Genomic DNA, 12,887 nt, shown 5'->3' with positions numbered 1-12,887 from the left:
TTACATCATCCCCATCAAATTGTTAATAATTTTGAGCCCCGCCTGATTGACTAAAGATAATATGGTTTCAGGATGAAATTGAACTGCATGGATTGGTAATTGCCGATGCGAAATAGCCATCACAATCCCATCATCACTCATAGCTGTAACCTTCAACTCTTTTGGCATCGCGTTTAAACGGGCATGGAGTGAATGGTACCTCCCTGCTTTGAAGTGCTCCCCCAAACCCGAGAATATTTTGGAATTATCTACAACTTTTATGATGGATGGCTTGCCATGCATGGGATATTCTAGAACATCCAAAATGCCACCAAAATGCTCAACAATTCCTTGCAAGCCCAAACATACTCCGAACAAAGGGATGTGGCGAGAGACAGCAGCGTCAATTGTTTGAGATAGATTAAAATCACTGGGTTTACCAGGTCCGGGAGATAAAACAACAAGATCATACTTTTGATTTTGTAAATAGTGTAAGGCCTTATCAAACCGAATTGTACTCACCTCTGCCCCGGTTTGGCGGAAATAATTTGCTAAAGTATGTACAAAAGAATCCTGGTGATCGATAAGTAAGACGTGCTTACCTTTTCCAATCAAAGGCAAATGGGACGTCTCTGCTTGGATATGGGTTTCTCGCTTTTGCAACATGTCTAAAAAAGCAGATGCTTTTAAACGTGTTTCCTGTTCTTCAGATTCAGGAACTGAATCGTAAAGCAAAGTAGCGCCTACACGAATTTCAGCAACTCCTTTTTCAATGCGTACAGTTCTTAAAACCAAACCGGTATTTAAATTTCCATCGAACCCAAACCAACCCACCGCACCGGCATACCACTTGCGAGGAGATTTTTCATGTTTTTCAATAAAATTAAGAGCCCAAATTTTAGGCGCACCCGTTACGGTCACGACCCACATATGAGTTAAAAAAGCATCTACAGCATCAAAGTTTTCCCTTAAAATGCCTTCAACATGGTCCACGGTATGAATCAATCGTGAATACATTTCAATTTGTCTACGACCAATAACTTTCACGGAGCCCGCCTCACAAATACGGGATTTATCATTTCTATCCACATCCGTACACATCGTCAATTCAGATTCTTCTTTTTTTGAATCCAATAAGATCTGGATATTTTCTGCATCTTCAATCGCATCAGCGCCCCGTTTAATCGTTCCAGAAATTGGACACGTTTCTACCCTTCTTCCCTGAACTCGAACATACATTTCAGGAGACGCACCAACCAAATACTCCCCATTACCCAAATTAATAAAAAAACCATAGGGGGAAGGGTTTAATCGACGCATTTGTTTGAATAAAGAAGACGGTTGCTCTCTATAATGGGTGTAAAAAGTCTGACTTGGAACTACTTCGAACAAATCACCACAAGCAAAACGCTCCTTGGCTGTATTTACAACCTGAGCATATTCACCTGGCATATGATCACATTCTTTTTCGGGTTTATTAGAGGATTGATATACTTGAGAAACTCCCTCTCTCGGCAAAGATTTTGTTGATTGACCTTGGAATTGAAAATCATAACGTCGAAGAAAAGCTTCTTCTTTGCGATGATTTACTACATAAATTTCATCAGGGAGATAAAGAACCATATCTCTTTGTGACAGCTCTCTTTCTTTATGCTTTTGTAACTCTTCAAATTGAAAAATCAGATCAAAACCTAATGCGCCATATAATCCCAAATAAGATTCATTTTCGAATTTAAAAAAGGACAATAACAAACGGATTACCGTAAATACTGAAGGCTGTTGGCTGCGTTCTTCTTCGCTGAAAACCCTTTCAGAGGCCTTAATCTGGATTTGCAACAACTCATTACTTTGCGCCACAATTTCTAAAGACGCTTCATTTTCCAATAAGGGAATAATAAAAGTTAATAATATCTTGCCACGATGATTTAAAGCATCAATTTGAATTAAATTCTGTTTGCAAATAACAGCGAGAGGCGGATTATAAAAGCCGATATCCCAACATGTGTAACGTCCTGGATATTCAAAACTTGAAGCAAATAATGCTCCCCTTTGTGAATCCAGATGCTCAAGAAGATTTTCGATACCTTGTTGGTACTCTACAGTGGTCTGAGAACACTCTACTTCAACGCCCCCTTGGGTTTTGTAATGCTGCAACATGAATGACTAACTCGATTAAATAATTTATAGAGATCTTCATTCTACTTTAAAAATGGTGTTCTGCAAGGATCTCGTTTCTTAGATCCAATGTAGCCTGGGTGCAGCGAACTGAATTTTCTACACATCCCTGAAAAACCAGTCAAGCCCCTATTCCTATGTCCACCCCCACGACTTGTTCGCAGGGGTGCCCGCGAGATCCAGAAGATCTTCCTAGAACACTGGACCCCGCGGAGAAAGCCGCGGGGGCGTAGTCAGGGATGTAATCAAGAGACAGACGCTGCACCCAGGCTACATTGTTAAGATGGATTTTTAATGATCTCCTCAAGAGAGCAATTTTTATCTATTGCTTCCTGCACCCACAAACCCACCTGATGATGTGCATCCCTAAAAGGCATACCTTGTAATACTAAGGACTCTAAAACTGCAGTAGCGTTCAAGTAGCCGCCATTGGCTTTCTGTTCCATCAATTTTGTATTAAATTGCACGCTTTCAAGAAAAGGAGTAATTATTTCCAAGCACGCAGTCAAGGTTTTTATTGTGTCAAAAAGACATTCTTTGTCTTCTTGCATGTCCTTATTGTATGCGAGCGGTAATCCTTTCATTACCGTTAGAATACCCATTAAATGCCCAAAAACTCGACCGCTTTTACCCCTGATTAACTCCAGAACATCCGGATTTTTCTTGTTAGGCATCAACGATGAGCCGGTTGCAAAGGCATCATCAAGGGTAATAAAACCAAACTCTTGAGTAGCCCAAAGAATCAAATCTTCAGCAAGACGTGATAAATGCATCAAAATGATGGAAGCAACAGAACAAAATTCAATAATAAAATCTCGATCGCTTACTGCATCAAGTGTATTCTCAATCACTCCGTTAAAACCCAAAGTTTCAGCAACCCACGCTCTGTCTAAAGGAAGCGAGCTCCCTGCTAAAGCCCCAGCACCTAGAGGAGAGAAATTCATTCGTGTATGCCAATCGTGCATACGGCTTAAATCACGTTGAAACATTGCCCCATAAGCAGCAAAAAATTGTCCTAAATAAATTGGCTGAGCTTGCTGCAAATGGGTATAACCTGGAATTTTATCTTCAGCATGATGGCTTTCCAGCTTTTGCAAAACCTGGTTTAAGCGCTGCAAAAGCAGATTAATTTGCTCACCTGCATCACGAGCATACAATCTTAAATCCAGGGCAACCTGATCATTTCGACTTCGACCTGTATGCAGCTTTTTACCCACACCACCAATTTTCGCAATAAGTAATTGCTCCACAAACATATGAATATCTTCACAAGACTCATCCAATTCATGGATGCCCTTCCTTATTTCATGACTTATTTCTTCCAGTCCATTGCAAATCAAATCTGCTTCACCCCCGGAAATAAGCTTTTGTCGTGCAAGCATTTTTGCATGTGCTTGACTCCCGACTATATCGTGAGCATAAAGCACCTTATCAAAAGCTAAAGAAGCATTAAAATGCATGACACCCGGATCGAGTTCTTTTTTGAATCGCCCGCCCCATGTTTTATGAGCCATTATTTATCTCCTTTATGTACCTTGCCATACACCTGCGCTGATAAAGAAAATAAATTTATAAATCCTTCAGCATCCTGTTGGTTATAAACACCATCTTCTTCAAAAGTAGCCAATGCAGGATCATGCAAACTAAATGGAGAGTACATTCCATAAGGAATGATGTTCCCTTTGAATAATTGCAAACTCACAGTTCCAGTCATATGCTGTTGTGTTACATCAATCAATGCATCCAATGCATTTTTGGCTTGGGAAAACCATCGTCCCTCATAAACAAGATTGGCATAAGTTTGCTGTAAGGACTGTTTTAAATGCAAAGTTGCTCGGTCAAGACATAAACTTTCAAGCATCTGATGCGCCTTATAAAGAACTGCTGCCGCAGGTGCTTCATATATTCCTCTAATCTTCATTCCGACCAATCGATTTTCTACAATGTCTGCCACCCCAATTCCATGAGCCCCTGCAATTTTATTTAACTCTTTAAGTAACGCCACTGAATTCATTTTTTTTGCATTCAAGGCAACAGGGACACCGTGGTCAAACTCAATGTTCACTAATTCAGCATTATTTGACGATTGTTCTAAGGATGCAGTCATCAGCAATAAATCATCGGGCTTAGGTTGTGCTGGATCTTCTAAAACACCACCTTCATGAGAAATATACCAAAGATTATGATCGCGTGAATAAGGTGATTTAGGTGTAACTGGCACTTCAATACCATGTAATTTGGCATATTCAATTGCCTCTTGTCTGGACTTAATTTTCCAGGATCTCCAGGGAGCGATAATTTTAAGTTCTGGAGCTAAAGCTTTTACAGTATATTCAAAACGAACCTGATCATTACCTTTTCCAGTGGCTCCATGAGCAATAGCCTCTGCCTTTTCTAACAGGGCAATTTCAACCAGTTTTTTTGCAATGAGCGGTCGAGAAATGGTACCCAGAACATACTGGTTTTCATAGAGTGCTCCTGCTTTAACCAATCGCCACAGGTAGTCGCTAACAAACTCTTCCTGTACATTCATCACGTAGGCTTTCGCGGCACCGCTTTTTATTGCTTTTTCCTTGATCGCCGTTAAATCTTCATTTTGTCCTAAATCACAAACCATCGCGATAATCTCTGCTTGCTGGTAATGCTCTTTAAGCCATGGAATCATTACTGAAGTATCCAGGCCACCCGAATAGGCAAGGACAATTTTTTTAATCGATTCAATCATGGTTTACTCCTGGTAGTATTGTTTTAAATGTAAAATAGGTTCAGCTAATTCTTTAGGTACTACATCCGCGACTAGCTGTCCCCCTTTTAGAACAATTAATCGGTCTGACATTTTGCTGAGAAAATCAAGATCGTGGGAGGCGATTACCATCGTAACTCCTAAAGATTTCACTGTATTTAATAAGTGAATCACGTCATCAATTGTTGCCAGATCAAGACCTGATGTAGGCTCATCACAAAGCAATAAATTGGGTTTCATCATTAAGCTACGTGCTAAAGCAACTCGCTGTTTTTGGCCTCCGGACAATTTGTGGGGATAGGCAGATGCTTTATCATTAATTCCCAAACTCAGCAGTAACTCATGTGCCTGTTCATCATGATGTAACATTTTGTCATGTAGGCGAGGTGCATACACCAAATTTTGCATCACAGTCATATGTGGAAAAAGCTGGAAATCCTGAAACATAAAACCACTTTGACCTGCTACTTCAATCGTACCCGAATCCAAAGTTTCTAATTGTTGTATGCAACGCAACAATGTGGATTTTCCACTTCCAGATGGTCCCGCCAAACCAACCACCGTTTGTGCTTGTACTTTTAAGTTAATATTATTTAATACGGTGAGTGAACCAAAATATTTGCAGGCTTGATTAATTGCTAACATAAGGCCTCCTTTGTTCCATTTTCTTACCCAGGAACTCTATCAAAAGCACCATGCCATAGTAAAAACAACCCGCAATGCACAGTGGAACAAAATAGGTAAATTGCTCTGCAGCCACCGATTGAGCTCTGCGCATCAAGTCCATTCCTCCAATAGTCGCAATCAAAGCAGTTTCTTTCAGCAGTGCAATCATTTCATTAATGTATGCAGGGAAAATATTCTTAATCACTTGCGGCAAAACAATATCCTTCCATAGATAAAAACCAGGTATTTGAAGCGTTTTTGCTGCCTCAAACTGTCCCTTTGGCAAATGCTCTATTCCTGCTCTCAAAATCTCGGCAATATAAGCGGAGCTGTTCAAACCAAAAGTTAAAAGTCCTGCTACCAAAATATTTGGTTTGATACCGATTAATGCAGGAGCAGCAAAATAAATAAAACTAAGTTGTAAAATTACTGGAGTCCCTCTCATTAGCGAAATAAATCCATTTATTATTGGCTTCATAATTCCTTGGTATCGCAGTAAAGCCAGTGTTGTTCCTAATAAAGTCCCTATCAATAACCCACCAAACAACAGAATTAAAGTAACTAGAGTTCCCTCGCCAATATAGAGGACATTTTGTTTTAATTCTTCCATTTTGTGTCCTCCAACCATTTTTTCTTGAGTGCAGTAAGCTCACCAGTTTGCTCCAGTTCATATAAAGCATGATTTATTTTGTGAGTTAATTCAGAATTCTTTTTCAGTGCCAAACCATAGCCATCTGCTGATTGAGCAAGAATCGCAAAGGATAATCCAGGATTTTTCTGACTAAATACCGCACCTTGCACTCCATCAACGAGAACCAAATCAACATGGCCAGCCTTTAGGGCTGCGATGGTTTGATTGTTATTATCCATTACTAGAAGGCTGGCATTTGGCATATTCTTTTTTAGCCAAATTTCCATGGTACTGCCTAATTGAACCGCTATTTTTTTATCAGCTAATTGTTTTACATCGTTAATCGGCTTTTTTTCGGGAAAAACAGCAGCCATACTTTCAAAATAATAAGGCTTAGTAAAATCAAAATTCTTTTTCCGCTGTTCTGTAATCGTAATCGTAGAAATTGCTGTATCAACCTGTCCTGAACTTAAAGCAGGTAAAATACTGCTGAATTCCATGGTATCAAACATTGCTTCCTTACCAAGCTTTTTTGCTATCAAGCGTGCTAAATCGATATCGAACCCTTTGATTTGACCATGATCGTTATATTCAAATGGTGGATATTCTGCAGCTACTGCAAAATGAATATATTGCCCCCCTTCATTGGAAATCTTTGCGTAACAAAGAGATACAAAAAAAGCAAACCCCACTAAAAATGTAAAGAATATTTGTTTCATTTGAATATAAATCCAGTTTTTATGCGTTTTTTAAATTTATCAATCTTGACTTGCCCTGTCAACTTATTTTGAATATAATTTCATTGAAAATGATTTTGTATTCAAAAAACACTAATAAAGTGGAGAGATAAATGAGCCAAGATGCTGCTCTTGATGGGCATATATTAAATATTGTGCAAACAGAGAAAATTGCGGAACAAATTGATTTACAAAACAGTTTAAAGCAACGAGGCTATACTATTCCTCAGGCAACCCTATCGCGAAGATTGAAAAAATTAAAAATTGCGAAAATAGGGGGCACTTATCAAGTAGTGGATTTCAATATACCCAACCTGCCTTTAGTGTTGAATATGCAAGTATCCGATTATGGTCTTATCGTGCTTCATACACATCCAGGGAATGCAAACAGTCTGGCTTTTTTTATTGACAGAAAATTCGTGTCTTACTCCCCTCAAGTCGCTCAAAACTCAGGTATATTAGGTACAATTGCTGGCGATGATACCGTGCTTCTTATTGTAAAAAGCAAAGAACAATTACACCAGGTAATTCATTTATTGCAAGATGAATTTCCTTATCTGAAAAAATAATTAAATTATGTATCCTGGGTGCAGCGCAACCCGGCATTTAGAAGTTCATTCATATTATGAAAACCCGGGTTTCGCTACGCAGCCCCCAGGCTATAACTATATTTATATTTATAAGTTATAACATCCTCGTTATAATATGGTGTTAATTCTTGGGGTACCATTTTATGACCATCTCAGCAAAAGATTTAGAGAAAATTTCTCAACTAGCCTATCTGGATACGGATATAGAGCATTCGCCAAAGCTCGTTGAAGAGATTAACGCAATCATGAATTTTGTCGATCAACTGCGCTCTGTTAATACCCAAGAGGTTGAACCGCTTTTTCATCCCCTTGCCTTAAGTCAACGTTTAAGGCCTGATGCGGTTACTGAAGAAAATTGTCTGGTTGAATTAGAGGCTCTTGCACCAAAATTCGAACAAGATCTTTATTTAGTACCTCAAGTCATAGACCAGAGTAAATAATCATGGAACATTTATCATTAAAGCAATTATCACAGGATTTACATCAGAACAAACTCTCTAGTGTTGAATTAACTCAGCATTGCCTAAAGCAAATTCAAAAACATAAAGATTTAAATGCTTTTATCAGTTTGGATGAAGAGCATGCTCTCCTTGAAGCTCAAAAAGCAGATCATAAGTTAAAAAATGGGGATGACAAAATCCTTACTGGTATCCCTATGGCATTGAAAGATTTGTTTTGTACCAAGCGTATGCCGACCACTTGTGCTTCTAAAATGCTTGAACAGTTCCAGTCACCTTATGAAGCGACATTGGCCAGTAAGTTACTTGAACAAGGATCGATTCTGATAGGTAAAACAAATATGGACGAATTTGCCATGGGCTCGTCTAATGAAAACAGTTACTTTGGTGCGGTAAAAAATCCATGGGATAAAGATCGGGTTCCTGGTGGTTCTTCGGGTGGCTCAGCAGCGGCCGTAGCCGCCGGGTTGATCCCTTTCGCTATAGGCTCTGATACTGGGGGTTCGATAAGACAACCTGCCGCCTTATGTGGAATTAGTGGAATTAAACCCACTTATGGACTCATTTCTCGCTACGGAATGATTGCCTATGCATCCAGTCTGGATCAGGCAGGACCTTTGGCCAGAAGCGCAGAGGATCTTGCATTGGTCCTCCAAGCTATGGCAGGATTTGATCCCAAAGATTCTACATCGGTTGATACAACAATTCCCGATTACTACACTGAACTCAATAAACCTTTATCCGAATTAAAAATTGGATTACCTTCGTGTTTTTTTCAACCCCAGGTAGATCAAGAAATACAAAATACGATTCTTGAAGCAGTAAAAATTTTTGCAAGCATGGGCGCCGAAATTATTGATTTGAATTTAGAACTCCAACCTTTATGGGTACCTTGTTACTATGTAGTTGCGTGCGCTGAAGCTTCATCCAATCTATCACGTTACGATGGTTTGCGTTTTGGTTACCGCAGTGATAATGCATCAACATTAACCGAACTCATTCGTAATACGCGCAGTGAAGGTTTTGGTATCGAAGTTAAACGTCGAATTCTTACCGGCACCCACGTTCTTTCATCAGGTTATTTTGATGCTTATTATTTGCAAGCACAAAAAATTCGTCGCCTTATCCAAGAAGAACTCGTTACAACACTAAAATCGGTCGATGTTATTCTCGGTCCCACATCCCCGATAGGTGCATTTAAACTGGGTGAAAAAATTGCTGATCCAATCCAAAACTACCTGGCAGACGTGTTTACTGTAGCTGCTAACCTTGCTGGACTCCCCGCAATTTCAATACCTGCAGGTTTTTCTAAAGGGTTACCTGTAGGCATGCAACTCATGGGCAAACATTTTGGTGAAAGCCACTTGCTCCAGATAGCTCATCATTATCAACAACACACCAACTGGCACTTGGCCAGTCCAAACCAATAAGGGTGAATTATGGAATGGGATACAGTCATTGGCCTTGAAGTACATATTCAGCTCAAAACAAAGTCAAAACTTTTTTCTGGTGCATCTACCGCTTTTGGTTCTCCCCCTAACTCTCAAACCTGCTTTATCGATGCAGGATTTCCTGGGGTTTTGCCAGTATTAAATCAGGAAGCGGTCATTATGGCGATTCAGTTTGGCTTAGCTATCCAAGCTGACATTAATGATCAATCTGTTTTTGAGCGTAAAAACTATTTTTATCCGGATTTACCCAAGGGTTACCAAATCAGCCAATTTCAAAAGCCAATAGTTAGCAATGGTAAATTAACAGTTGCTTTGAATGACGGCAGCGAAAAAGAGGTGTTGATTGTACGTGCCCATTTGGAAGAAGATGCAGGTAAATCATTACATGGAGTACATTCAGGTTATAGTGGTATTGATCTTAACCGGGCAGGCACACCCTTATTGGAAATAGTAACTGCCCCCTGTTTGTTTTCAAGCCATGAAGCGGTGAGTTATCTCAAAAAACTGCATCAATTGGTTCAATTTATAGGTATTTGTGATGGGAACATGCAAGAAGGAAATTTCCGCTGCGATGTCAACCTATCCTTAAAACCTAAAGGTTCTTCTGTTTTAGGAACACGAACTGAATTGAAAAACTTGAATTCATTCCGTTTTATTGAAAAAGCCATCGCTTATGAACAAGCACGCCATCAGGATATACTGGAAAGTGGCCACCCCATAATCCAAGAAACTCGTCTTTATAATCCTGACACACATACAACACATGCAATGCGCAGTAAAGAAAATGAAAATGATTACCGATATTTCCCAGATCCCGACTTACTGCCAATACAAATCACCCGATTTCTTATTGCCGAAGTAAAGAATAATTTACCGGATTTACCTGAGAAAATTCATGCTGAATTAAAAAATGCACCTTCTCTAAATGAGGGGGACATTAATTTTATTCTCTCTTCACCCGCAGCTTATCAGTTTTTTAAATCAATTAAAGCTGAATGCCGTGCTCCGGAAAAAATGATTATTAATTGGCTTAAAGGTCAATATGCTGCTGCTTTAAATGAAGAGAACTTAACCTTTGATACACCGCGCATATCAGCAGAACTCATGGCGAGCCTTCTTAATAAACTGCATGACGGTACTATTTCTTTAAACAATGCGCGAGCTATTTTTGCATTACTTTGGGCTGGAGAAAAAGACATTGAAGCAATTATTGAGCGTGAAGGATACCAACAAGTCGATGATACTGCTGCTTGGGAGGAAATGATCCTTCAGCTGATTCAGCAATATCCTGAGCAAACTGCGGATTACCGAGCAGGAAAAGAAAAATTATTGGCATTCTTTGTCGGACAAATTATGAAACAAACTAAAGGAAAAGCTAATCCGGAACAAATTAATACCCTCCTGAAAAAACACTTAACAGGAAATGGTTCATTTTGAATTAAAAAAGAAATTTTATCCAGAAACTCGAGGCACCTGTTTCACATAATGCTTTAGGTATTAAAGAACGCTCTCCCTCCTTGATTTCAAATCAAGCCAGGTTATTAAAGGCATTCTAGTTTTTTGTCAGCTGCGCTTGGAAATACCTGTTCTTTTAGCTGCTGGTATGCTTTATCACTGTCAGCTTCTTCAAGGAAGAAATTTTTCACGATATTTTCTACGTCATCACCAACTAAGCCCGAAGTTTTAAGTCCATGCAAATCAGACTTGGTTGAAAATAAAAGAATTTTGGAGTGTCCTTTCATTTTCCAGGCTTCATCAATGCCCAAAAGTCGTTGTAAACTAAGCATGCGGCTTGTACCGAAATAGCTACCACCTTTGGTGATGATTTCTTTTTGAGCACCAGCGCCTGTGGTTACTTTATTATGAGCATTATTAATAATATCGTGTAAGTTGCTTTCAAAATTTAAACCTTTATCTTGCAACTTAAGTTCTTTTTCTAATGCATTGCAATAGCTTATCTTCGCCTGATTTCGTGATTTATGAAAAAATTTTACAGAAAATCGTTCTTGCTCGTGTTCTATTGTTTCTCTATATGTTTGTATTAATGAGATTGCTTCTTGCAGTCGGTTTTTCTTTGCCATAAACGTTTCTTCATTTTTTGGATCACTTTTCTCAGGTAACTCCTGTGGAGAGGAAAACTCCTCATCTATTCTTTTTTGTGGGACTTCACTGCTCGTCTTGCTAATTTTTTGTAAAAGAGACTCGGCCTCCACCTTTTTTTGCCGAATGGATTGTTCAATCTTTTCAATAGCCTGGATAGTTTGTTGATGTATTTCCGAGCTGCCATTAATCCCTTGCTTGATATGCTGTATTTCTTGTTCCTTAGCTTCAATTAATCGTATGAATTCTTGCAGTTTCTGAGCATCTGAAGGGATTAGTAGTTCAACTTCTTTTTGCGTGATAATGCCTTCAATCGTTTTTACTTGCTTAAGCAGCGTCGTTAAGCTCTTTAAATCTGTTGCTTGCTTCATAATCAATTCAAAGTTTATTATTTGCTGATTAAGCTCTGATTGCTCCTTCTTAATCACTTCTTCCACAGAGGTTCCTTTACATTCCTTTACGATTCCATCCATACTGAGCTTTCTTTCAGCAAAGTGCTTTCTGAATGCCAAGATGGACTTCTCAGCAAATAAACGAGCAAATTTCTTCTCAAATGCAACAAATGATTCTTGCGAATAATTTGAAAGCAACTCAAGATAATCGTCTTTCATTAATCCCAAGTTTTCCTGATTTATATCTATGTCAACTCTTGCTGAATTTACTAAAGACTTGGCTTTGAAGACTAGTTGTTGATTGCGAAGAGCCTCTAACTCTTTTTTAAATGCATCCAGTCGTTTGGCAACGTTCATATTGAGAGTCGAGTCCTCAATGTCTTCAATTGACGGGTATTCGTCCTTCGTTTTTGGTTGCCTTGAATAATGTTGATTCTGAGCATGCTTCTCACGAATAATCCTTGTATTAATATCCGTTTTTGCTGAAGACAATACTAGAATCATGGCATTTAGGAAATCCAAATAGTCCTGGCTGTATTTTGAGGCATCAAACGCGGTAGAAGTGAATAACTTAATGTTCTTTTTATTGGATTCAATGAATTTTTTGAGGTGTTCATTAAACCCTATTTCAGCGAACTCCTTAACTTGCTCTAGAAGAGTTTGTTCAGAGATTGCGTCAGGGTTTGTATAAATGGCACGCAGTTGCTGATTTTTCATAATAAGCATTACGGATTAAAAACAGAATGAATATATTATAATCCAAATTGACAATTAATTACACATATTTCGAGCTAAATGGAAATTGAATTTACATTAAGGGCAAAATTGAATCATTGTTTAAAAATAAGAATATAGCTATTGATCTACCTAATTGAAAATCCTTAACTTGGAAATCAGTCGCTTCATAGTGCGCTGGGATTGTAGCTTAGTTCGTGTCAAAGGCTTCTTACAACATAAATATTACT

General features: G+C 38.8%; 11 protein-coding genes. 4 read left to right on the top strand and 7 right to left on the bottom strand.

The features are described 5' to 3' along the window. The 6 genes from LXO92_RS09970 to LXO92_RS09945 form a co-directional block, all read right to left on the bottom strand. Window positions 1-2,136 (bottom strand): anthranilate synthase component I, encoded by a 2,136-nt coding sequence (locus tag LXO92_RS09970; protein WP_232890881.1) that lies wholly within the window; start codon window positions 2,134-2,136, stop codon window positions 1-3. 296 nt (window positions 2,137-2,432) lie between these two features. Continuing rightward, window positions 2,433-3,668, bottom strand: coding sequence for an argininosuccinate lyase (gene argH / locus LXO92_RS09965; protein WP_232890880.1), 1,236 nt, complete (start codon window positions 3,666-3,668; stop codon window positions 2,433-2,435). After that, window positions 3,668-4,879 (bottom strand): argininosuccinate synthase, encoded by a 1,212-nt coding sequence (locus LXO92_RS09960; RefSeq protein ID WP_232890879.1) that lies wholly within the window; start codon window positions 4,877-4,879, stop codon window positions 3,668-3,670. Before LXO92_RS09960 ends, argH begins: the two co-directional genes overlap by 1 nt. Before the next feature lie 3 nt (window positions 4,880-4,882). Further along, a complete protein-coding gene (locus LXO92_RS09955) occupies window positions 4,883-5,542 on the bottom strand; it encodes an amino acid ABC transporter ATP-binding protein (protein ID WP_182352521.1) in 660 nt (219 codons plus the stop codon). Continuing rightward, complete coding sequence (locus tag LXO92_RS09950; RefSeq protein ID WP_232890878.1) at window positions 5,529-6,173, bottom strand: amino acid ABC transporter permease; 645 nt, start codon at window positions 6,171-6,173, stop codon at window positions 5,529-5,531. Before LXO92_RS09950 ends, LXO92_RS09955 begins: the two co-directional genes overlap by 14 nt. Next, window positions 6,161-6,913 (bottom strand): substrate-binding periplasmic protein, encoded by a 753-nt coding sequence (locus tag LXO92_RS09945; RefSeq protein ID WP_232890877.1) that lies wholly within the window; start codon window positions 6,911-6,913, stop codon window positions 6,161-6,163. Before LXO92_RS09945 ends, LXO92_RS09950 begins: the two co-directional genes overlap by 13 nt. Before the next feature lie 131 nt (window positions 6,914-7,044). Between LXO92_RS09945 and LXO92_RS09940 the strand changes: the two genes are divergently transcribed. The 4 genes from LXO92_RS09940 to gatB all read left to right on the top strand — a co-directional run bounded on the left by LXO92_RS09940 (window position 7,045) and on the right by gatB (window position 10,867). Beyond that, a complete protein-coding gene (locus LXO92_RS09940; RefSeq protein WP_182352518.1) occupies window positions 7,045-7,500 on the top strand; it encodes an arginine repressor in 456 nt (151 codons plus the stop codon). Between the two features lie 164 nt (window positions 7,501-7,664). After that, window positions 7,665-7,961: an Asp-tRNA(Asn)/Glu-tRNA(Gln) amidotransferase subunit GatC gene (gatC, locus tag LXO92_RS09935; RefSeq protein ID WP_182352517.1), complete on the top strand. Its 297-nt coding sequence runs from the start codon at window positions 7,665-7,667 to the stop codon at window positions 7,959-7,961. Between the two features lie 2 nt (window positions 7,962-7,963). Then, complete coding sequence (gatA, locus tag LXO92_RS09930) at window positions 7,964-9,409, top strand: Asp-tRNA(Asn)/Glu-tRNA(Gln) amidotransferase subunit GatA (RefSeq protein WP_182352516.1); 1,446 nt, start codon at window positions 7,964-7,966, stop codon at window positions 9,407-9,409. Between the two features lie 9 nt (window positions 9,410-9,418). Further along, window positions 9,419-10,867, top strand: a complete 1,449-nt coding sequence (gatB, locus tag LXO92_RS09925) for an Asp-tRNA(Asn)/Glu-tRNA(Gln) amidotransferase subunit GatB (protein WP_182352515.1) — start codon at window positions 9,419-9,421, stop codon at window positions 10,865-10,867. Window positions 10,868-10,971: 104 nt separating this feature from the next. Here gatB and LXO92_RS09920 read toward each other — a convergent pair whose 3' ends face one another. Next, window positions 10,972-12,639 (bottom strand): hypothetical protein, encoded by a 1,668-nt coding sequence (locus tag LXO92_RS09920; protein WP_232890876.1) that lies wholly within the window; start codon window positions 12,637-12,639, stop codon window positions 10,972-10,974. Window positions 12,640-12,887 lie beyond the last annotated feature (248 nt).

It is taken from the genome of Legionella resiliens (assembly GCF_021344005.1).
In the GTDB taxonomy this organism is placed as follows: Bacteria; Pseudomonadota; Gammaproteobacteria; order Legionellales; family Legionellaceae; genus Legionella; species Legionella resiliens.
Note: the sequence above shows the minus strand (reverse complement) of the source record. Positions and strands in the feature narration are given on the sequence as shown.